We start from the raw sequence: 21,339 nt of genomic DNA, 5'->3' as shown, positions 1-21,339 counted from the left end.
GGGTTTCCTCGGCTCGTAGGGCCGCCGGCTTCCTGCCGGCGGCGACTGCCCGACAACACCACCCAGCGTAGACATCCGAACCGCTTACGGGCTCGGTGCTCCGCCGACACTTGGCCTGCGGCAGGATGGACGCCACCTGGTGCGTATGCGTCATTCGCTTACGTACTGAAGACAACCGCTGGAGACGCCTGGTGAGTTCCCCAGATCCGCAGGTTCGCGCAGCGCGAAACCACTCAACCGCGGCCTCAGGCCGCGGGCCGTCCGGCCGTGGCCCCGTCGTCGCGGTCACCGGCGCCGCCACCGGGGTGGGCGACCTCCTCACGAGGCGCCTCGCCGCGTCAGAGGAGGTCAAGCAGGTCGTTGCCCTGGACGAGCGCAGGGGGGAGGTGTCCGAGGCGCAGTGGCACGTCCTCGACGTGCGCGACCCGGCCATCGCCGAGAAGCTGCGTGGTGTCGACGTAGTGGTCCACCTCGCGCTCGATCTCGACCTGGAGTCCGATCCCGCCGCCCGCACCGCCTACAACGTCCGCGGCACCCAGACGGTCCTGACCGCGGCCGCCGCTGCCGGCGTCCACCGTGTGGTCCTGTGCACCTCGGCCATGGTCTACGGGGCGCTGCCCGACAACGACATTCCCCTGTCCGAGGACGCGGAGCTGCGGGCGACCGCGGAGGCGACGGGCGTCGGCGACCTGCTGGAGATCGAGCGGCTGGCCCGGCGGGCACCCCGCGCGCACCCCGGACTCAACGTCACGGTGGTCAGGCCGGCCGTCCTGGTGGGCGGCACGGACACGGCGCTCACCCGCTACTTCGAGTCGCCCCGGCTGCTCGTGGTCGCCGGTTCCCGCCCCACCTGGCAGTTCTGCCATGTGGAGGACCTGGTCAGCGCCCTGGAGTACGCCGCTCTCGAGAAGGTCGAGGGGGAGCTCGCCGTGGGCTGCGACGGGTGGCTGGAGCAGGAGGAGATCGAGGAGCTCAGCGGCATCCGGCGCATGGAGCTGCCGTCTGCCGTGGCCCTGGGCGCGGCGGCCCGGCTCCACCGGATCGGGCTCACGCCGTCGCCGGCCGGGGACCTCGCGTACACGATGCATCCCTGGGTGGTGAGCGTGAGCCGGCTGCACGATGCCGGCTGGCGCCCGCAGTGGACGAACGAGGAGGTGCTGGCCGCGCTTCTGGAGGAGGTCGAGGGCCGGCACACGGTCGCGGGCCGCCGCCTGGGCCGCAAGGACGCCACGGCCGCCGGTGCCGCGGGCGCGACGGTCGCGCTGCTCGGCACGGCCGCGCTGGTCCGCCGGGCGAGGAAGGCGCGGCGCAGGATCTGAGGAGAAGGCGCGGCGCGGGATCCGAGGAGAAGGCGCGGCGCGGGATCCCGGAATTCGCGCGACGGAGGGCACGAGGAAGGGCACGAGGAGACGACGCGGCGGATCACCCGGGAAGCGGCCGGACGGCCAGGTCACCCGCTGAAGGCGCCGATCTTGTACGAGGCTCCAAGCGGGATCGCCCCCGAACGGTCGAATGGGCTATTCCGCGTTGTCGGTGCCGTACGGCACGATGGACGGCATGGCACGCACGTACGACCATCCAGGTGAGCAGGCGGCGCAGGACCCGATCCGACTGCTGGCGATCCGCGACACGCCGCTGTCGCTCGACGAGGTCTTCGCAGCCGTCGGCGACGACGCCGCGGGCGGCACCGCGCTGTTCGTCGGCACCGTGCGCAACCACGACGGCGGCGTCGATGTCGACACGCTCGGCTACTCCTGCCATCCCACGGCGGAGGCGGAGATGCGCCGCGTCGCGGAGAAGGTCGCCGCGGACTTCCCCGTCAGGGCGCTGGCCGCGATCCACCGTGTGGGTGACCTCGCGGTCGGTGACCTCGCCGTGGTCGTCGCCGTGTCGTGCCCGCACCGGGGCGAGGCGTTCGAGGCATGCCGCAAGCTGATCGACGACCTCAAGCACGAAGTGCCGATCTGGAAGCACCAGCGCTTCTCGGACGGTACGGAGGAGTGGGTCGGCGCGTGCTGAGGCAGCCGGCCTGAAACCCGGTCGGTACCCATCCGCCCGATTTGCGTAACCGCCCCCCTGCCATGAGCGTTGAAGCGGCAGATGACTAATCTGCTGATCACTCGGGTGTGTTGGCTCATGGGGTAGGGAGGTCGTGATGGCAGTTCTGGCCTGGTTGCTGATTCCGCTGTTCGCTGCTGTCGGTGCGGCGATATGGGCGGGCTGGGTGTCCCGGGACCGTACGAGCGGCGATGTCGCGGAGCTCGCGGGGTACGCCCGCTTCCGTGACGCGATGGAGAAGGCCGCCACGACCGGTACCGACGCCGTACGCCCCTGACCCCACTCGTGCGGCTACCGAGCGGCTCCGTACGGACCGGCCCCGGCGGTGCGTCCACAGGCCCGTCCCGTACTGTCGTTCCATGCCACGCCGCACCGCGACGATGCTCGCCTCCACCCTCGTCTTCATCGCGCTGCTCTGCGCAGGCGTGTTTCTCAAAGTGCCTTATTCGGAGATGTCGCCCGGGCCGACCGTGAACACCCTCGGCTCCGCGGACGGTGAGCCGGTGCTGGACATCTCGGGCCGCAAAACGTACCCGACGACCGGTCACCTCAACATGACGACGGTCAGGGTCACCGGCGCCGACTACCGGATGAACTTCCTCGAGGCGGTCTACGGCTGGATGGCACACGACAACGTCGTGGTGCCGCACGACACCCTCTACCCGAACGGGAAGACGGAGGAGGAGTCGACGCAGGAGAACGCCGAGGAGTTCAGCCAGTCGCAGGAGAGCGCCAAGGTCGCCGCACTGCGCCAGCTGAAGATCCCCGTCAAGGCGCGCGTCGTCGTCTCCTCCGTGGTGAAGGATTCGCCCTCGCAGAACAGGCTGCACGCCGGAGACGTGATCCGTGCCGTCGACGGCACGGAGGTCAAGCAGCCGGAGGACGTCGCGAAGCTGGTCGTGAAGCACAAGCCCGGCGAGGACGTCGTCTTCACGGTCGTGCCCGCCGATGACGCCGCCGCGGCGGAGAAGGCGGGCAAGGAGCCGACAGGCACCGAGAACGTCACGGTCCGCACGGTGAAGGCGGAGGACGACGGCCGGGCCATCGTCGGCATCCAGGCGGGTACCGACCACACGTTCCCGTTCGAGATCGACATCAACCTGGCGGACGTGGGCGGCCCGAGCGCCGGCCTGATGTTCGCGCTCGGCATCGTCGACAAGCTCACGGCCGGTGACATGACGGGCGGCAGGTTCGTCGCCGGCACCGGCACGATCGACGACGCCGGCAAGGTCGGTCCGATCGGCGGAATCGAGATGAAGCTGGTCGGGGCGCGCAACGCGGGTGCGGAGTACTTCCTCACACCCAGCGGCAACTGCGCCTCCGCGGCCTCCGACACCCCGGACGGGCTGACGCTGGTGAAGGTGAACACGATCGAGGACGCGGCGAAGTCCCTGGCCAAGATCGAGGCGGGGGCCACCGACGGCCTGCCGAGCTGCTCGGCGGGCTGACCGCGGCAGTCTCTGACGCCGACGGCGGCACGTACACGAAGACCGGCGCCGCGCCCCCTCACGGGGCGCGGCGCCGGTCTTCGCGCCTTACGCCTCGAAGGTCGCGGCCAGGGCCTCGGCGAGCCCGGGAACAAGGTCCGAGCCGGTCAGGACCTCGTTGGGGGAGTCCTTCTCGCGCAGTCGCAGCGCGGACTCCCGTGTGCCGTCGCGCAGGACGGCCACGGTCATCCGGACCTCCTGGCGGTCGGGGTGCCGGGCCACCCACTTCGTGAGGGCCGCGTCGTCGAGGCCGACGGGCACGTCGGCCTCCGCCGACGGCGGCAGCATCAGCCGCTCCACGGTCAGGGCGCAGCCGGCGACCGCGTCGGGCCACGCGATGGTGGCGAGGAACTCGTCCAGCGGGGTGCCGGACGGGACCTCGTCCTGCTCGACGGGGGTGAGCGGCGCCGCGGTTTCACCGTTGTCGAGCCCGAGCTGGGTGGCGAGACCGGGCTCCTGGGAACGCAGTTTCAGGGTGTCGACGAGAGCGAAGAGCCGGGCCGGCCGGTCCCAGCCGAGACCGGCGGCGTACTCGTCGATCTCGAGCACGGCTCGGGTGAGCGGGCTCGCGGCCATCGGGGGGCCGGAAGAGGAATCGTTGGGCATGGCGAACATCCTGCCTCCTTCCTGCCCCGTGACGGGAACTAGGTAAAGCCTCAGTAAGTTGCATGAGTGGGCTCTACGATCGCGGGGCCCGATTCACACAACCGCGAACTTCGAGGTGCGCACGTTGGCTTTCCAGATGCCGGACCGCGGCGGAGGCCCGACAGGGCCACGGATCAGAGTGGGCCGGCCGTCCCGGCGTGTCCGCACCCTGCTCATGACACTGGGTGTCCTGGCCGTCCTGGCCATGGTGTTCGTCATGTTCTCCGGGTTCTGGACCGACTGGCTCTGGTACCGCTCGGTCGACTACTCGTCTGTGTTCACCACCACCCTGTGGACCAAGATCGGCCTGTTCGCCGTCTTCGGTCTGCTGATGGCGGCTGCCGTCGGGGTGAACATCTGGCTGGCCCACCGGCTGCGGCCGCCGCTCAGCGCGATGTCGCTCGAGCAGCAGAGCCTCGACCGGTACCGCATGGGCATCGCGCCGTACAAGAAGTGGGTGCTCCTCGCGATCACCGCGCTAGTCGGCCTGATCGCCGGAGCCTCCGCCACGGCCCAGTGGCGCACCTGGCTGATGTGGGTCAACGGCGTGCCCTTCGGCCAGAAGGACCCGCAGTTCAAGATGGACGTGGCGTTCTACGCGTTCGACCTGCCCTGGTACCGGTTCCTGCTCGGCTTCGGCTTCGCGGCCGTGGTGCTGTCGCTGATCGCCGCCGCACTGACCCACTACCTGTACGGCGGGCTGCGCATCACCAGCCCCGGCGCCCGTGCGACGGCCGCGGCCACCGGCCACCTGTCGGTGCTGCTCGGCCTCTTCGTCGCGCTCAAGGCCGTGGCGTACTGGCTCGACCGGTACGGGCTGGCGGTGAAGTCCAGCGACTTCAAGGCGACCGACAACTGGACGGGTCTGCGGTACGTCGACGCGAACGCCTACCTGCCGGCGAAGACGATCCTGTTCTGCATCGCCGTCATCTGCGCCCTGCTGTTCTTCGCGACTCTGTGGCGCAGGACCTGGCAGCTGCCGGTGATCGGCTTCGGCCTGATGGTCCTTTCTGCGATCCTGATCGGCGGTCTGTACCCGGCGATCGTGCAGAAGTTCCAGGTCCAGCCGAACGAGCAGGCCAAGGAAGCGCCGTACATCGAGAAGAACATCGAGGCGACGCGCCAGGCCTACGGCATCGACGGCGTGAAGCCCGCGGACTACCTGGGCAAGGGCGAGGTCAAGAACCCGGAGCAGCAGCGGTCGAACGCCGACGCCGCCGCCAGCTACCGCATCAACGACCCCAACATCGTCTCGCCGACGTTCCAGCAGCTGGAGCAGGAGCGGAAGTACTACCAGTTCCCGTCCACGCTGGACGTCGACCGGTACAACGGTCAGGACACGGTCATCGGTCTGCGTGAGCTCAACCTCGCCGGGGTCGACAAGCGCAACTGGATCAACGACCACTTCACCTACACCCACGGTTTCGGCGCCGTCACCGCCAAGGGCACCGACACCGGCAAGGGCACCAGCGGGTCACCGGCCTTCACGGAGAACGGCCTGCCGACCAAGGGCATGCTCGGCGACTACGAGCAGCGGATCTACTACGGCGAGAAGACCACGCAGTACTCGATCGTCGGCGGTCCGCAGAAGGAACTGGACTACGAGCAGGACGGCGGCGGCCAGGTCACCACGAGCTACAAGGGCAAGGGCGGCATCGACGTCTCCAGCCCGCTCAACCGTGCCGCGTACGCGGTCGCCTTCAGCGAGCCGCAGATCATGTACTCGGGAGCCATCGGCGACGGCTCCAAGATCCTCTACAACCGCACGCCCAAGGAGCGCGTCGAGGCGGTCGCCCCGTGGCTGACCATCGACGGCGACGCCTACCCGGCCGTGATCGGCAAGCGGATCCAATGGGTCATCGACGCCTACACCACGACCAACGGCTACCCCTACGCCTCGCGTACGACGCTGGGGGACACCACCGCGGACTCGCTGACCGACCGGCAGCGCGCGGTGGTCGCGCAGCAGAACCAGGTCAACTACATCCGCAACTCGGTGAAGGCGACCGTCGACGCCTACGACGGCACCGTCACGCTGTACGAGTGGGACGAGAAGGACCCGGTCCTGAAGACCTGGAAGAAGGCCTTCCCGGGCACGGTGAAGGACAAGGCCGACATCCCGCAGGAGCTGACGGACCACCTGCGGTACCCGCAGGACATGTTCAAGGTGCAGCGGGAGCTGCTGTCGCTCTACCACGTCACGAACGCGGACCAGTTCTACAACGCGAGTGACGCCTGGCAGGTGCCCAACGACCCGACCAAGGCGGACAGCAACGCGGTTCCGCCGTACTACCTGTCGATGAAGCTGCCGGGTGACAAGGCACAGCAGTTCTCGCTGACGACGACGTTCACCCCCAGCGGACGGCCCAACCTCCGGGCCTTCATGGCGGTCGACGCCGATGCCAGAAGCGCCGACTACGGGAAGATCCAGCTGCTGCGGGTCACGGACGACAACGTCGACGGACCCGAACAGGTGCAGAGCCGGCTCAACCGGCACGGACCGATCGCCACTTACGTCCGTGACCTCAAGGGCGCGGACTCGACGATCAAGTACGGCAATCTGCTGACCGTTCCTCTCGACAGCGGTTTCCTCTACGTCGAGCCCATCTACGCACAGGGGCGCGGCTCCGAGTTCCCGCTGCTGAGCAAGGTGGCCGTCGTCTACGGACAGAAGATCGGCTTCGCCGACGACCTCGCCGGAGCACTGAGCCAGGTCTTCGGTGCCGAGGGAACGCCGGACGAGCCCCCGCCGACCGACCCGGCCGAGCCGCCCGCGGACCCGACCGAGCCGCCGGCCACCGGCGACGCGGCGCTCCAGGACGCCATCGCGGACGCGCAGAAGGCGTACGCCGACGCCAGGGCGGCGCTGGAGAAGAAGCCGGTCGACTGGGCCGCTTACGGCAAGGCGCAGGCCGAACTGGAGGCTGCCCTGCAGAGGGCGGCGAACGCACAGAAGGCCCAGCCGGAGTCCACGCCGGGCTCCGAGGCGAAACCGGACGCCGAGCCGGACGCCAAGCCGGACGCCAAGCCGGACGTCAAACCGAGCGAAGGGGCTTCGGGGGACTGAGCCCCTCCGGGGTCTGAGCAGCCTCTGAACAGGCACCATCCCGCGTCGTGGTACGGTTGCAACACAACGACGCGGGGTGGAGCAGCTCGGTAGCTCGCTGGGCTCATAACCCAGAGGTCGCAGGTTCAAATCCTGTCCCCGCTACTGAAGAAGAGGGCCCGGATCCTTCAGGATCCGGGCCCTCTTCATGCCTGCCCCGGTTCTTCCCGGCGTCGAAGTGCGCGCCGGAAGCCACGAGTTGGGCCCGAGCGTGTTTGACTTATCTCTCTGTGGGCATGTCGACAAAACGCTGAAGTGACCTCACGGGCTGCGGTATACCAGGTGTACGCGGGTTGCGGGTGGTGCGACGATGGAATTTATGGGGGACAGGGCAACTCTGTTGGAGACGGGGCGGTTTGTGCAGCCGCATGCCGGAAACGTCGCGGACGCGAGCGACGCCGCGGCCCTCAACGGCCGTGCGGCCGGTGACAGGCGCGCCGAGATCGACGGCAACGACAACAACGGCGGCAACAGCGACACCGTGGAGACGGCCGGTACCGAGGCGCGTCACCGACGCGCCGCCGACGCCGGTGACGCCGCGGCGATGAGTGTTCTCGGCGCACTCCTGCTGCGTCGTGGAGACCTCGACGGCGCAGAGCCGTACCTGCGGGGCGCGACGGCGGCCGGTGACCGGGCCGCCGCCAACAACCTGGGTGTACTGCTCCACCAGCGCGGCTACGCGGACGAGGCGGCCGGCTGGTGGCGGATCGCCGCGGTGGCCGGTTCGGCCGCCGCCGCCCACGCCCTGGGACGCCACTTCCGTGAGCGGGGCGACGAACCCGCCGCCGAGTACTGGCTGCGTCAGTCGGCCGAGCAGGGCCACGCGCTGGGGGCGTACGCCCTCGCGGACCTGCTCGAGCACCGCAGCGACACAGGGGCCGAGCCCTGGCTGCGTACGGCGGCGGAACAGGGCCACCGCGAGGCGGCCTACCGTCTCGCCCGCGCGCTGGAGCGCCGGGCGGCGGACGAGTGCCGCAGGAACGACGGCATCGGCAGGCTGGTCGGGAGCACCTCAGCGGACCGTGCCGCCGCCGCCGACGTGCCCCGGCGAGCCTCGGGCGGCAACGGGGCGCGGACCGCCAGGAGCCCTGAGCGGCTCACCGCTGCCGGGCAGTCGCCCGACCGCGGCACGGCACGGGGCGACGCGCCCCCGGCCCGTAGGACGGGGCCGTCGCGCCCCGCGGCGGGCCCTGCCGCCGCCGAGTCACGGGCCGGTGCCGCGCAGACGCCCGCGGACGGTGCGCGGCAGGGTGCCGCGCCCCGCCCCGGCGCCGTGTGGCAGACGGACGCCGCGCTGCGCGCGCTCGCGGACGCCGAGGCCACCCAGGGCCGGGCGGCCGACACGGACACCGGTGCACAGGGCGCCGGCAGGGCCGGGCGCCGTGTGCGTGACCTGGACGGGAGCGGCTCCGTCGCCGGTCAGGGGCCCGTGGCTCCGGGCGAAGCGCTGCTCGACGAGGCCGCCCAGTGGTACCGGCAGGCAGCCGCGCGCGGTCACCGCAGGGCCGCCCTGTACCTGGGAGTGATCCTCGAGAAGCGCGGCGCCCTCAAGGAAGCCGGCCGGTGGTACCTCACCGCCGCCAAGGACGGCGAGGCCCGTGCCGCCTGCGCGCTCGGTTTCCTGCTGCGCGACGCCGGTGACGAGGAGAGCGCCGCCGTGTGGTGGCTGCGCGCCGCCCAGGAGGGCGACGGCAACGCGGCCAACGCCCTCGGCGCGCTGCACGCCGCCCGCGGGGAGCAGCAGACGGCGGAGCGCTGGTACCGCGCCGCCATGGACGCCGGTGACGTCAACGGCGCGTACAACCTCGGGCTCCTGTGCGCCGCCCAGGACCGTACGCCCCAGGCCGAGCAGTGGTACCGCCGTGCCGCCTACGCCGGACACCGTGAGGCGGCCAACGCGCTGGCCGTCCTGCTGCTCCAGGCCGGCGACACCGCCGGTGCCGAGCCGTGGTTCTCCAAGGCGGCGGAGGCGGGCAGTGTCGACGCCGCGTTCAACCTGGGCATCCTCCACGCGGGCCGTGACGACGACCGTACGGCTCTGACCTGGTACGAGCGCGCTGCCGCCGCCGGGCACACGGAGGCGGCGCTCCAGGTCGGCATCGCCCTGCTCAGGGACGGCGACGAGCAGGGCGCCGAGCGCCATCTGCGCTGTGCCGCCGGCGGTGGCAGCGCGGAGGCGGCCTTCCGGCTCGGCACCGTCCTGGACGCCCGCCGTCCGCCGCCGGGGCCGCCCGCGCTCGGCGAGCCGGTGGCGGAGAAGAGCGAGTGCGAGGAGTGGTACGAGCGTGCCGCCGAGCAGGGGCACCGGCGTGCTCAGGTACGCGTCGGCATGCTGGCCGCCGCCCGTGGGGACATGACGGACGCCGCCCGCTGGTACCGGGAGGCCGCCGAGGCGGGGAGCCGCAGCGGCGCGTTCAACCTCGGACTCCTCCTTGCCCGCGAGGGCAGTGAACGTGAGGCCGCGCTGTGGTGGACGCGTGCCGCCCGCGCCGGGCACGGCAGGGCCGCACTGCGGCTCGCGCTGCTGGCCGCCCGCAGGGGGGAGCTGGCCGAGGGGCAGCGGTGGTGCGCGAGGGCGGTCGAGCTCGGGCCGGCGGAGGTGACGGAAAGGGCCGCGCGGCTGCGCGAGGCACTGCTTCAGGAGCTCACCGCATAGAGATTTGCGCTGGTCGGCGGGGTGCCGTAAGGTTGTGTTCACCGACGCGGGGTGGAGCAGCTCGGTAGCTCGCTGGGCTCATAACCCAGAGGTCGCAGGTTCAAATCCTGTCCCCGCTACTGAAACCCAGGGCCCGGATCCTCAAGGATCCGGGCCCTGGGTGTTTTGCTGTGCGCGTTCGCGTGACCGGTTCCCCGTACGACGACGAGGCGGGCACCGACGCTCGCGTCGGTGCCCGCCTCATGATCGCCGCGGCCAGGTTCTAGCCGGCTGCGCAGTTCGGGCAGGTGCCCCGATAGGTCACCTCGACGCCGGAGACGGTGAAGCCGAAGCGCTCCGTGTCCGGGAGGTCCGCCAGAGGGTTGCCCACCGGATGCACGTCGCGGATCGCGCCGCAGCGGGCGCAGACCAGGTGGTGGTGCGGGCGGTGGGCGTTGGGGTCGTACCGCTTGGCGCGGCGATCGGTGGACACCTCGAGAACCTCACCGAGGGTCACCAGCTCACCCAGGGTGTTGTAGACGGTCGCTCGGGAGATCTCGGGCAGCCGCTCGACCGCGCGAGCGTGGACCTCGTCGGCGGTCAGGTGCACGTGCTCGCCGTCGAGGACCTCGGCCACGACGCGCCGCTGCGCGGTCATGCGCCAGCCGCGTCCGCGGAGTCGTTCCAACAGGTCACTCATGGGGCTCAGCGTAACAGCCGGGGAGTCGAATCCCGAACGGGTGTGACTTTGGATGGCAACTTGACTTGGACAAAGTCCATTGTAGGATCGAGAACAGCACTCGGCCAAGGGACAGGCTGTGCCGAACGAAACGACTGGGCAGTACATGACGCAGGAGGCGCACGTGACGCAGGGACCGCTCACCACGGAGGCCGGGGCTCCGGTCGCCGACAACCAGAACAGCGAGACCGCGGGCGTCGGCGGTCCGGTGCTTGTCCAGGACCAGCTGCTGCTCGAGAAGCTCGCGCACTTCAACCGCGAGCGCATCCCGGAGCGGGTCGTCCACGCGCGTGGCGCCGGCGCCTACGGCACCTTCACGGTGACCGCGGACGTGACCGCGTACACACGCGCCGCCTTCCTCTCCGGGATCGGCAAGCAGACCGAGACGTTCCTGCGCTTCTCGACCGTCGCGGGCAACCTCGGTGCGGCCGACGCCGTCCGTGACCCGCGGGGCTTCGCGCTGAAGTTCTACACCGAGGAGGGCAACTACGACCTCGTCGGCAACAACACCCCGGTGTTCTTCATCCGGGACGCCATCAAGTTCCCCGACTTCATCCACACCCAGAAGCGCGACCCGTACACCGGCTCGCAGGAGGCGGACAACGTCTTCGACTTCTGGGGCCTGAGCCCGGAGTCCACCCATCAGGTGACCTGGCTGTTCGGCGACCGGGGCATCCCCGCCTCCTACCGCCACATGGACGGCTTCGGCTCCCACACGTACCAGTGGAACAACGAGGCGGGCGAGGCCTTCTGGGTCAAGTACCACTTCAAGACCGACCAGGGCATCAAGAACCTCACCGCCGCCGAGGCCGAGGAGCTGGCCGGCAAGGATCCCGACTCCCACCAGCGCGACCTGCGCGAGGCGATCGAGCGCGGTGACTTCCCGTCCTGGACCGTCTGCGTGCAGATCATGCCGGTGGCCGAGGCCGCGACCTACCGCTTCAACCCCTTCGACCTCACCAAGGTGTGGCCGCACGCGGACTACCCGGTCATCGAGATCGGCAAGCTGGAGCTCAACCGCAACCCGGAGAACATCTTCGCCGAGGTCGAGCAGTCCGTCTTCAGTCCCGCCCACTTCGTGCCGGGCATCGGTCCCTCCCCGGACAAGATGCTCCAGGGCCGGCTGTTCGCCTACGGCGACGCCCACCGGTACCGCGTCGGCATCAACGCCGACCATCTGCCGGTGAACCGCCCGCACGCCACCGAGGCCCGCACCCACTCCCGTGACGGCTACTTGTACGACGGCCGCCACAAGGGCGCGAAGAACTACGAGCCGAACAGCTTCGGCGGCCCGCACCAGACGGACCGTGCGCTGTGGCAGCCCCTCGCCGTCACCGGTGAGACCGGTGAGCAGCCCACGCCGCGGCACGCCGAGGACGACGACTTCGTCCAGGCGGGCAACCTCTACCGCCTGATGTCCGAGGACGAGAAGCAGCGTCTGGTCGGCAACCTCGCGGGCGCCATCGCCGGTGTCACCCGCGACGACATCGCCGAGCGCGCGATCGGCAACTTCCGCCAGGCGGACGGTGACTTCGGCAAGCGGCTCGAGGCCGCGGTCCAGGCCCTTCGCGGCTGACCGGTACCGCTTGCCGTAGAAGGAGGGGCCGGATCTCTGTCCAGGGAGACCGGCCCCTTCCGCATGCCGGCAGGGCCGGGCCGTCGCTGTCCACGGGGTCGAGGCCGAGGCGCGCGACGGCCCGTCCGTCCTTACGCTCAGGCGACCGTCGTCGCGTGGCGCCTCGCCGGGACCCAGCAGCCGATGATGTCGCGGACGGAGACGACGCCGACCGGCCCTTCTCCGTCCGTCACGATGAGATGCCGGAAGCCGCCGTGCGCCATGGCCTCGGCCGCCTCCTCCAGGGTCCACGAAGGGGCGGCGAAGACGACGTCGGTCGTGGTGTGGGTGCCCGCGGTCTCCAGGTCGGGATCCTGTCCCGAGCCAAGGGAGTTCAGGATGTCCCGTTCGGTGAGGATGCCGAGGCTCGAGTCGGAGTCGAGGACCACTGCCGCTCCTATACGACGCGCGGCCATCAGCCGGGCTGCCTGGCGGAGTGTGTGTGCGGGTCCGATGGTGAGGACCACCGTGCTCATGGCGTCACGGACGAGCATGGACGGAGCCACCTCCTTGGTGATCGGCCGCTAGAGAACCGATTCACAAGTTCACAAGAGTGGGGGACTCTCAGAGTCGCAGCCCGCTGGAACCGCAGCAAGGGGGCGTGCGAAGCCTGTTGGGGCCGCGCACGCGCCTGTCGGCCCGACCGGCGCACGCCGCGCGGGTCGACAGGCCGGCGCTCGCAAGCGCCGACGCTCCGTGACGCCGATGCTCAGTAGCGCTGGTTGAGATAGCCGAGCAGTTCGTGGTGGAGGAGTCCGTTCGACGCCGCCGCGTTGCCGCTGTGCGGACCCGCCTGCCCGTCGAGGCCGGTGAAGGATCCGCCCGCCTCCTGGACCACGATCGCCGGGGCGGCCATGTCCCACAGCGACAGCTCCGGCTCGGCGCTGATGTCGACCGACCCCTCCGCGACCATCATGTACGGCCAGAAGTCGCCGTAGCCCCGGGTGCGCCAGACCGCACGCGTCAGATCCATGAAGCCGTCGAGCCGGCCCTGGGCCTCCCAGCCCGTCAGCGACGAGTAGGCGAACGAGGCGTCCTGTATGCGCTCCACCTTCGAGACGTGCAGCCGCGTCGCGGAGGTCAGGCTGCGGCCGGTGTACGCGCCCCCGCCCTTCGCCGCCCACCAGCGCCTGCCGAGCGCGGGGGCCGACACCACGCCCACCACCGGCTGGAAGCCGCCCTCTCCCGCCTCCATCAGCGAGATCAGCGTCGCCCACACCGGCACGCCGCGCACATAGTTCTTCGTCCCGTCGATCGGGTCGACGACCCAGCGGCGGGGCCCCGTGCCCTCGATGCCGTACTCCTCGCCGAGGATCGCGTCACGGGGCCGTGCCCGCTTGAGATGCCCGCGGATCAGCTCCTCGGCGGCCTTGTCCGCCTCGCTCACCGGGGTCATGTCCGGCTTGGTCTCGACCTTGAGGTCCAGAGCCTTGAACCGCTCCATGGTCGTGGCGTCGGCAGCGTCCGCGAGAACATGGGCGAGGCGCAGATCATCGTGGTAGTCCGGCATGCCCGCCACTCTATCGGTGCAGGCTCAGCCCTTCCCGGGCGGACGTGGCGGCCCCCGTGACGGTCCCGTGGTGGCCCGGCGGCGGCCGGCGGGGTGCTCGTCCGCCGCCCCGTCGCGTCTATTGACAGTGCGACGCCTCCCGTCAACCCTGTGACCGGAGTTGCCCGGCCCGGGAGGTGACCATGCCCGCAGCGCGGGAGTCACTGCTGACCGCCGCACTCGCGGCCCTTCGCGACCTGCCCTGGTCCGAGGTGCGGATGGTCGACGTCGCCGCCGCCGCGGGAGTCTCCCGCCAGACCCTCTACAACGAGTTCGGCAGCAAGGACGGCCTCGCCCGCGCGCTCGCGCGCCGGGAGGCCGACCGCTATCTGCGCGGCGTGGAACGGCTCATGGGACGCGACGCCGCAGTCGCCGACCGGCTCGTGTCCGTCGCCGAATGGACCGTCGTCGAGGCGGGGGCGAGGCCAGTGCTGCGCGCCCTGCTCACCGGCTGCTGGGGAGAACGGCTGCCGGCGCCGACGCCGCTGCGCAGTGGTGCCGCGCTCTCCAGGGTGCCCGCACAGCGCCGTGCGGACGCGAAACCGCCGGTTCCGGCCGATCTTGTCGCCGCCGTCCGGGACAGGACGCGCACCACCGGGCGGCACGGCCGCCGGTTCGGAGGCGGACGGCCCGCGAACGACCCCGCCGACCTGCCGCAGCGGTGCGAGATCGCGGTACGGCTCGCGCTCTCCTACCTGGTCGCGCCCATCGGGGAGGGAGTCGCCGGTCTGGTCAGGGCGGCCGTGGGCGACGGGTTCAGTGCGACGAGCCGGAGAGCTGCAGACCGATGACTCCGACGATCACCAGGGTGATCGAGACGATCTTCAGGGTGGAGACGAGGTCGTCGAGGAAGACCATGCCGTAGATCGCGGTGCCCGCCGCGCCGATCCCGGTCCACACCGCGTAGGCCGGCCCCACGTCGAGCTTCCTGAGCGCGAGCGTCAGCAGCCCGAAACTGCCGAGTGCGAACACCGCGAAGGCGATCGTCGGCCACAGCCGGGTGAAGCCGTGCGACAACTTGAGACAGACGGCGAAGCCCGTTTCCAGCAAACCGGCGACAACCACCAGCAGCCACGCCATTGGTCCGGAGCCTCCCGCGTAGTCGATGACTGCCTGGTCGAGGACTGCTTGGTCGATGACTGCCTGGTCGACTGCCTGGTCGAGGACTGCTTGTGGGGCCGCCTCGGCCGGGGAGCCGGGGCGGCCCGGTCCGACTTGGTGCGATTATGCACTTACCAGGCGCCGCAGACGGCAAACACGGACGACTCAGTCGCCTTCGCGTCGCTCCCGGGTGGCCAGCAGCCGCCGCAGCGAGTAGAGCCGCGCGGGCTCGGCATGACCGTCCGCGACCCACGCGTCCAGCGCGCAGTCCGGCTCGTCGTGACTGCAGGCGCGGGGACACCCCTCGGTGCCGGGCACGAGGTCCGGGAAGGCGAGAATGACCCGCGACGGGTCGACATGGTGCAGCCCGAAGGAGCGCACGCCGGGAGTGTCGATCACCCAGCCCCCCTTCTCGTCCGCGAGCGGAAGGGCGAGCGCTGAGGTGGTGGTGTGCCGGCCACGGCCGGTCACCGCGTTGACGACTCCGGTGCTGCGCCGCCTCTCCTCGGGGACGAGCGCGTTCACCAGGGTCGTCTTGCCGACGCCGGAATGGCCGACGAAGGCGGTCGTCCTGCCGATCAGGTGCTCCCGGACCCGGTCGGCCGCCAGACCGTCGACGAACTCCTCGCGGGTGGTCACCACGTACGGGACGCCGAGCGCGCCGTACATCTCGAGCAGTTCGTCCGGCGGGGCCAGGTCCGACTTGGTCAGTACGAGAAGCGGTTCGAGACCTCCGTCGTACGCGGCGACCAGGCAGCGGTCGATCAGGCGCGGGCGCGGCTCGGGATCGGCGAGGGCGGTGACGATGGCGAGCTGGTCGGCGTTGGCGACGACCACGCGCTCGAAGGGATCGTCGTCGTCCGCCGTACGGCGCAGCACCGACGACCTGTCCCCGATGCGGACGATCCTCGCGAGCGTGTCCTTGTCGCCGGAGAGGTCGCCGACGATGCCGACCCGGTCACCGACGACGGCCGCCTTGCGGCCCAGCTCGCGGGCTTTCATCGCCGTGATCACCCGGTCCCCGACGAGGCAGGTCAGCCGGCCGCGGTCCACGGTCAGGACCATGCCCTCGAGGGCGTCCTCGTGCTTGGGTCGGATGTTCGTCCGAGGCCGGTTGCCCTTGCGGTTCGGGCGGGACCGGATGTCGTCCTCGTCGGTGTGCTTGCCGTACCGGCGCATGGTGTCAGGCCCCGAGCATTTCGGCCCACATCTGCGGGAAGTCGGGCAAGGTCTTGGCCGTCGTCGCCACGTTCTCGATCCGGACGTCCTTCACCGCGAGACCGATCACCGAGCCCGCGGTCGCCATCCGGTGGTCGTCGTAGGTACGGAAGACGCCGCCGTGCAGGGGGCGCGGGCGGATGTGGAGGCCGTCCTCGGTCTCGGTGACGTCGCCGCCGAGCTCGTTGATCTCCTTGGTGAGGGCCGCCAGCCGGTCCGTCTCGTGCAGCCGCAGATGTGCCACGCCGCGCAGCGTCGAAGGGGAGTCGGCGAGCGCCGCGACCGCCGCGATACCCGGGGTCAGCTCGCCGACCTCGCCGAGGTCGACGTCGATGCCGTGGATGCGTCCGCTGCCGGTGAAGACCAGCGCGGTGCCGTTCGGCGTCGTCGTCAGCTCGCAGGAACCGCCCATCTCGGTGAAGATCTCGCGCAGCGCGTCTCCGGGCTGGGTGGTGCGCTCCGGCCAGTCGGGGATCGTCACCCGGCCACCGGTGACGAGTGCCGCCGCGAGGAACGGCTGGGCGTTGGACAGGTCGGGCTCGATCGTCAGGTCGCGACCGAGCAGTGCGCTGTGGGACACCCGCCAGACGTCCGGTTCGCCTCCGGTCTCCGGCTCGTCGACCTGCGCGCCCACGGCACGCAGCATGTCGACGGTCATCCGGATGTGGGGCATGGACGGGAGCCGGCCGCCGACGTGCCGCACCTCGACGCCCTGGTTGAACCGCGGGGCGGACAGCAGCAGTGCCGAGACGAACTGGGACGACGAAGAGGCGTCGATCCGCACCGGCCCGCCCTCCAGGGCGCCGCCGCCGTGCACGGTCATCGGCAGCGAGCCGCGGCCGTCGTCGTCGATCCGGGCGCCGAGGGCGCGCAGTGCGTCGATGACACCGTTCAGGGGGCGCTCGTAGGAACGGGGGTCGCCGTCGAAGCGGATGGGGCCGTCGGCCAGGGCGGCGACCGGCGGCAGGAAGCGCATGACCGTGCCCGCGTTGCCGACGTCGACCGTGGCGGGACCGTGCAGGCCGGAGGGGATCACGCGCCATGCCTCTCCCGCCCCGCCGGCCGTACTGTCGGCCGAGCCGCCGGTGGTGCTGGAGGAGACCGTCTCCTCGATGCCCACGCCCATCGCCTGCAGTGCCGCGGACATCAGCAGGGTGTCGCGCGAGCGCAGCGGGCGGCGCAGCCAGCCCGGCTCGGAGGCGAGCGCGGCCAGGACCAGGGCGCGGTTGGTGACGGATTTCGAACCGGGCACGGTGACCGTCGCTTCGACGGCTCCGGTCGCAAGAGGGGCGGGCCAGAGGGCAGGGTGCACGGCGCTTTCGGTCATGGCCAACACTTTAGTGGCTCCGTGCGGGCTCGGATCTTGATCGAATACGGGGAAACCGGGGTGTAACGGAGAGGTGGTACGCGAGGCGGCGGCCGGAGTCTCACATGCCGAGCAGCCAGCGGCCGCCGCCGATCAGCGAGCAGATCGAGACCGCGTGGAAGAAGAACAACCACATCGCCGGCGGCACATGGGTGAGTCTCGCCAGCTGGTCCGCGTCCGAGTCGGGGGCTCCGCCGTGGCGCCGCTTGGACTGCAGCTCGAAGACCGGCCGTACGCCGCCGAGCAGCATGAACCACACGGCCGTGTACGCGAAGACGGACTGCACGGCGGGTTCCGTGAGCCACGAGACCAGGAGGAACGCGGCACCGGTGAGCGTCACCGTCAGCACCCCGTACGCGTTGCGGACCATGACCAGCAGCGCCAGCAGCAGCGCCGTGGCGAGCCACAGCAGCAGCGTGATGTGGTGCGCGGCGAGCAGCCAGGCGCCGCCGAGGCCGAGCAGCGGGGTGGCGGTGTAGCCGGCCGCGGCGGTGAGGATCATTCCGATGCCGGTCGGTCTGCCACGGCTGACGGTCAGACCGCTGGTGTCCGAGTGGAGCCGGATGCCCTGCAGCTGCCGACCCGTGAGCAGGGCGACGAGACCGTGGCCGCCTTCGTGGGCGATCGTGACGGCGTTGCGGGTCAGCCGCCACAGGAAGTTCGGCATGACGGCGGCGAGCGACACGAGGCCGGTGACGGCGACGAGCCACGGCTCGGGAGGCGTCTGGGTGCCGAAGACGCGGTCCCACAGGCCGCTGAGCGAAGCGCTCGCCGCGCCGGCCTGTGCGGTGACCGTTTCGTATGTGGTGACCATTTCGCGGGCGGCTCCCTCGGACGGCTTACGGAAGTGGCAGTGTGGCACTTATGTGCGGACGGTATGCAGCGAGTCGTGGGCCCGAGGACCTCGTCGGGGTCTTCGAGGTCGAGAAGTGGGAGCCGAAGGAGACGCTGGCACCCGACTGGAACGTGGCCCCCACGAAAGAGGTCTACGCGGTCCTCGAACGCCCTCTCAAAGACGCCGGGGACCGGAATCCGGTTCGCCAGCTGCGCACGCTCAAGTGGGGACTCGTGCCGTCGTGGGCGAAGACCCCGGAGGGCGGGGCGCGGATGATCAACGCGCGGTCGGAGACGGTGCACGAGAAGCCGTCGTTCCGCAGGCCGTTCCTCGCACGGCGCTGCATCCTGCCGGCCGACGGCTATTACGAGTGGGTGACCGGCACGGGCGAGCGGGAGCTCGAGGTCGAGGGGAAGAGGAAGCGGCCGCGGAAGCAGCCCTACTTCGTGACTCCCGCGGACGGGTCCGTGTTCGCCATGGCGGGCCTGTACGAGTTCTGGCGCGACCGCACCCTGCCGGAGGACCATCCGCAGGCGTGGTGGGTGACCTGTTCCGTGATCACGACGGAGGCGGAGACGGGGCCGCTGGGGGTGGCACCGGCACAGGGGCCGCAGTCGCTGTCGGACATCCATCCCCGGATGCCGCTGATGCTGACGCCGGACCGGTGGGACGCGTGGCTGGACCCGTCCAGGACCGACCCGGACGAACTGCGGTCGCTGCTGGAGCCGCCGCCGGGCGGGCTGATGCGGGCGTACGCGGTGACGACGGCGGTGAGCAACGTACGGAACAACGGGCCGGAGCTGCTGGAGGAACTGGCGACCCCGGAGGAGGCGACCCTGTTCTGACTGCGTGACTGCGTGACTGCGTGACTGCGTGACTGCATGACTGCCCCGACTGCTCTCACTGACTGGCGGCTCCGACGCGGGCGGGGCTGAGCGCCGAGGCGCCTCCCGCGCGGCAGGATGGGGGCATGGAGCGGAAAGAGACCGTCCCCGTCACCGGTGGGGACGCCCGGGTCACCTGGTTCGGCGCCGCGCACGGCCGTCTCGTCCTCGCGCTCGGCCACGGCGCCGGCGGCGGGATCGAGGCGCGCGACCTCCAGGCGATCGCCCGCGAGCTGCCCGCACACGGCGTCACCGTCGCCCTCGTCGAGCAGCCCTGGCGCGTCGCCGGCCGGAAGGTGGCGCCCGCGCCCCGGACCCTGGACACCGCCTGGCGCGACCTGTGGCCGGCGCTCGCGAAGCAGGGACTGCCCGTCGTCGCCGGCGGACGCAGCGCCGGAGCCCGGGTGGCCTGCCGGACCGCCTCCGGGCTCGGCGCTGTCGGTGTGCTCGCGCTGAGCTTCCCGCTCCATCCGCCCGGCCGACCGGAGAAGTCCCGGGCCGACGAACTCCTCGGGGCCGGGGTGCCGACGCTCGTCGTGCAGGGCGGCGGCGACCCGTTCGGCAGGCCCGCGGAGTTCCCCGGCGGCGAGCACCGGCTCGTGGAAGTGCCGCACGGCGATCACGGTTTCGCCGTCCCCAGGCGTGCCGGGATCACGGAGGCCGAGACTCTTCTCACCATCACGGACGCCGTGACCGAGTGGGCGAAGACACTGCGGGAATGAGTCGCGGACCCCGGCTGTTGAGGCGGATGTCAGTACAGAGCATGGAGTAGGGAGTCCGCCGCATGGGTACGACCTTCTGCCCGACAGCCGAGCGCACCGACGGGCTCGAGTGGACGGTGCTGTCGCAGGGCAAGAGCGGGCCGGCTCCGGCGACGGGTGACGAGAATCGGCAGGGCCCGGCACACCAAGGTCGACTATTCTCCGATTCGAGTGGGTCCGCATTCGGCCCCGCCACGGCGTTGGAGGAGGTGGGTCCGGTCACTGGGACCGACGCAGGGACCGATGACGGTCAGGCGCAGAAGTCCGAGGAGACGACTGCCGAGCGCAACGCCCGCTTCGAGCGGGACGCCCTCGGCTACCTGGACCAGATGTACTCGGCCGCGCTGCGCATGACGCGCAACCCCGCCGATGCCGAGGATCTTGTGCAGGAGACGTACGCCAAGGCGTACGGGTCGTTCCACCAGTTCCGTGAGGGCACCAACCTCAAGGCGTGGATGTACCGGATCCTGACGAACACCTTCATCAACTCCTACCGCAAGAAGCAGCGCGAGCCCCAGCGCAGCGCAGCGGAGGAGATCGAGGACTGGCAGCTCGCGCGCGCCGAGTCGCACATGTCGACCGGACTGCGTTCCGCCGAGTCGCAGGCCCTCGACCATCTGCCCGACTCGGACGTGAAGGAAGCCCTGCAGGCGATCCCGGAGGAGTTCCGGATCGCTGTCTATCTCGCCGATGTAGAGGGCTTTGCGTACAAGGAGATCGCGGACATCATGGGAACACCCATCGGTACGGTGATGTCCCGCCTGCACCGTGGCCGTCGCCAGCTGCGCGGCATGCTCGAGGACTACGCCCGCGAGCGCGGGCTCGTCCCGGCCGGTGCGGGGGAGTCGAACGACGCGAAAGGCTCGGGCTCATGAGCTGCGGAGAGCCGCATGAGACGGACTGCTCAGAGGTCCTGGACCATCTCTACGAGTTCCTCGATCACGAGATGCCCGACAGCGACTGCACCAAGTTCGAGGTGCACTTCGAGGAATGCTCCCCGTGCCTCGAGAAGTACGGCCTCGAGCAGGCGGTGAAGAAGCTGGTGAAGCGGTGCTGCGGGCAGGACGACGTGCCCAGCGACCTGCGGGCCAAGGTCATGGGGCGGATCGATCTGATCCGCTCCGGGCAGGCCGTCCCCGACCAGGACGTGGCGACCGCCCAGGAGTAGGCGGCCACCGGCCACCGATACGCGTACACAGGGTGCGCCGCGACACCGCGGCGCACCCTGTGCGTCTGTCAGGCAGTTGTCCGACGGTGTCACCCGTACGTGCGAATCCTCGGCGTACTTCATCCTCTTGCCCCTCGACTCGCTAGCGTGGCGCTGCTTCGGACAGGTTGCC

Annotated in this window: 20 protein-coding genes and 2 tRNA genes; 14 read left to right on the top strand and 8 right to left on the bottom strand. The window is 70.6% G+C overall.

The window, feature by feature from the left end; translation table 11 throughout:
* Positions 1–191: 191 nt before the first annotated feature.
* From ACFYV1_RS27165 to ACFYV1_RS27150, 4 genes are all read left to right on the top strand, one after another.
* Entirely contained in the window at positions 192–1,319 is a 1,128-nt protein-coding gene (locus ACFYV1_RS27165; RefSeq protein WP_389398205.1) for an SDR family oxidoreductase, read from the top strand.
* A gap of 238 nt (positions 1,320–1,557) precedes the next feature.
* Positions 1,558–2,019, top strand: a complete 462-nt coding sequence (locus ACFYV1_RS27160) for a molybdenum cofactor biosynthesis protein MoaE (RefSeq protein WP_389398204.1) — start codon at positions 1,558–1,560, stop codon at positions 2,017–2,019.
* A gap of 136 nt (positions 2,020–2,155) precedes the next feature.
* A complete protein-coding gene (locus tag ACFYV1_RS27155; RefSeq protein WP_389398203.1) occupies positions 2,156–2,335 on the top strand; it encodes a hypothetical protein in 180 nt (59 codons plus the stop codon).
* Positions 2,336–2,417: 82 nt separating this feature from the next.
* Positions 2,418–3,506 (top strand): PDZ domain-containing protein, encoded by a 1,089-nt coding sequence (locus ACFYV1_RS27150; RefSeq protein ID WP_389398202.1) that lies wholly within the window; start codon positions 2,418–2,420, stop codon positions 3,504–3,506.
* An 87-nt stretch (positions 3,507–3,593) separates the two neighbouring features.
* On the opposite strand, the gene ACFYV1_RS27145 is transcribed toward ACFYV1_RS27150, so the two are convergent.
* The gene (locus tag ACFYV1_RS27145; protein WP_389398245.1) at positions 3,594–4,151 is read right to left on the bottom strand and encodes a PPA1309 family protein; all 558 of its coding nucleotides are present in this window, start codon (positions 4,149–4,151) and stop codon (positions 3,594–3,596) included.
* 136 nt (positions 4,152–4,287) lie between these two features.
* Between ACFYV1_RS27145 and ACFYV1_RS27140 the strand changes: the two genes are divergently transcribed.
* The 4 genes from ACFYV1_RS27140 (at position 4,288) to ACFYV1_RS27125 (ending at position 10,071) form a co-directional block, all read left to right on the top strand.
* Complete coding sequence (locus ACFYV1_RS27140) at positions 4,288–7,257, top strand: UPF0182 family protein (RefSeq protein WP_389398244.1); 2,970 nt, start codon at positions 4,288–4,290, stop codon at positions 7,255–7,257.
* A 70-nt stretch (positions 7,258–7,327) separates the two neighbouring features.
* A tRNA-Met gene (locus ACFYV1_RS27135) sits at positions 7,328–7,401 on the top strand.
* 205 nt (positions 7,402–7,606) lie between these two features.
* Entirely contained in the window at positions 7,607–9,952 is a 2,346-nt protein-coding gene (locus ACFYV1_RS27130; protein WP_389398201.1) for a sel1 repeat family protein, read from the top strand.
* A gap of 45 nt (positions 9,953–9,997) precedes the next feature.
* Positions 9,998–10,071: transfer RNA gene (locus ACFYV1_RS27125), tRNA-Met, on the top strand.
* A 143-nt stretch (positions 10,072–10,214) separates the two neighbouring features.
* Here ACFYV1_RS27125 and ACFYV1_RS27120 read toward each other — a convergent pair.
* On the bottom strand, positions 10,215–10,631 hold the full coding sequence (locus ACFYV1_RS27120; protein ID WP_389398200.1) for a Fur family transcriptional regulator: 417 nt from the start codon (positions 10,629–10,631) through the stop codon (positions 10,215–10,217).
* 163 nt (positions 10,632–10,794) lie between these two features.
* On the opposite strand from ACFYV1_RS27120, the gene ACFYV1_RS27115 reads away from it, so the two are divergent.
* Positions 10,795–12,246, top strand: a complete 1,452-nt coding sequence (locus ACFYV1_RS27115; protein ID WP_389398199.1) for a catalase — start codon at positions 10,795–10,797, stop codon at positions 12,244–12,246.
* Positions 12,247–12,383: 137 nt separating this feature from the next.
* Here ACFYV1_RS27115 and ACFYV1_RS27110 read toward each other — a convergent pair whose 3' ends face one another.
* Both ACFYV1_RS27110 and hisN read right to left on the bottom strand, forming a co-directional pair.
* Entirely contained in the window at positions 12,384–12,779 is a 396-nt protein-coding gene (locus tag ACFYV1_RS27110) for a cyclic nucleotide-binding/CBS domain-containing protein (RefSeq protein ID WP_389398198.1), read from the bottom strand.
* A 215-nt stretch (positions 12,780–12,994) separates the two neighbouring features.
* Complete coding sequence (gene hisN / locus ACFYV1_RS27105) at positions 12,995–13,795, bottom strand: histidinol-phosphatase (protein WP_389398197.1); 801 nt, start codon at positions 13,793–13,795, stop codon at positions 12,995–12,997.
* A gap of 182 nt (positions 13,796–13,977) precedes the next feature.
* On the opposite strand from hisN, the gene ACFYV1_RS27100 reads away from it, so the two are divergent.
* Positions 13,978–14,625, top strand: coding sequence for a TetR/AcrR family transcriptional regulator (locus ACFYV1_RS27100; protein ID WP_389398196.1), 648 nt, complete (start codon positions 13,978–13,980; stop codon positions 14,623–14,625).
* Here ACFYV1_RS27100 and ACFYV1_RS27095 read toward each other — a convergent pair.
* The 4 genes from ACFYV1_RS27095 to ACFYV1_RS27080 form a co-directional block, all read right to left on the bottom strand.
* Entirely contained in the window at positions 14,591–14,914 is a 324-nt protein-coding gene (locus ACFYV1_RS27095; protein ID WP_389398195.1) for a DMT family transporter, read from the bottom strand. The genes ACFYV1_RS27100 and ACFYV1_RS27095 overlap by 35 nt on opposite strands.
* 186 nt (positions 14,915–15,100) lie before the next feature.
* Positions 15,101–16,114 (bottom strand): ribosome small subunit-dependent GTPase A, encoded by a 1,014-nt coding sequence (gene rsgA, locus ACFYV1_RS27090; protein WP_389398194.1) that lies wholly within the window; start codon positions 16,112–16,114, stop codon positions 15,101–15,103.
* 4 nt (positions 16,115–16,118) lie between these two features.
* A complete protein-coding gene (gene aroA / locus ACFYV1_RS27085) occupies positions 16,119–17,480 on the bottom strand; it encodes a 3-phosphoshikimate 1-carboxyvinyltransferase (RefSeq protein WP_389398193.1) in 1,362 nt (453 codons plus the stop codon).
* A gap of 100 nt (positions 17,481–17,580) precedes the next feature.
* The gene (locus tag ACFYV1_RS27080) at positions 17,581–18,333 is read right to left on the bottom strand and encodes a M50 family metallopeptidase (RefSeq protein ID WP_389398192.1); all 753 of its coding nucleotides are present in this window, start codon (positions 18,331–18,333) and stop codon (positions 17,581–17,583) included.
* Between the two features lie 50 nt (positions 18,334–18,383).
* Between ACFYV1_RS27080 and ACFYV1_RS27075 the strand changes: the two genes are divergently transcribed.
* The 4 genes from ACFYV1_RS27075 (at position 18,384) to rsrA (ending at position 21,167) form a co-directional block, all read left to right on the top strand.
* Positions 18,384–19,199 carry an SOS response-associated peptidase gene (locus tag ACFYV1_RS27075; RefSeq protein ID WP_389398191.1) on the top strand — a complete coding sequence of 272 codons (816 nt, stop codon included), beginning with the start codon at positions 18,384–18,386 and terminating at the stop codon, positions 19,197–19,199.
* Between the two features lie 125 nt (positions 19,200–19,324).
* Positions 19,325–19,960, top strand: a complete 636-nt coding sequence (locus tag ACFYV1_RS27070) for an alpha/beta family hydrolase (protein WP_389398190.1) — start codon at positions 19,325–19,327, stop codon at positions 19,958–19,960.
* Positions 19,961–20,208: 248 nt separating this feature from the next.
* A complete protein-coding gene (locus ACFYV1_RS27065; protein WP_356637780.1) occupies positions 20,209–20,874 on the top strand; it encodes a sigma-70 family RNA polymerase sigma factor in 666 nt (221 codons plus the stop codon).
* On the top strand, positions 20,871–21,167 hold the full coding sequence (gene rsrA / locus ACFYV1_RS27060) for a mycothiol system anti-sigma-R factor (protein ID WP_307713491.1): 297 nt from the start codon (positions 20,871–20,873) through the stop codon (positions 21,165–21,167). The genes ACFYV1_RS27065 and rsrA overlap by 4 nt, the downstream gene beginning before the upstream one ends.
* Positions 21,168–21,339: the final 172 nt, after the last annotated feature.

The sequence above is a fragment of the Streptomyces sp. NPDC003023 genome (assembly GCF_042888225.1).
Classification (GTDB): Bacteria; Actinomycetota; Actinomycetes; order Streptomycetales; family Streptomycetaceae; genus Streptomyces.
Note: the sequence above shows the minus strand (reverse complement) of the source record. Positions and strands in the feature narration are given on the sequence as shown.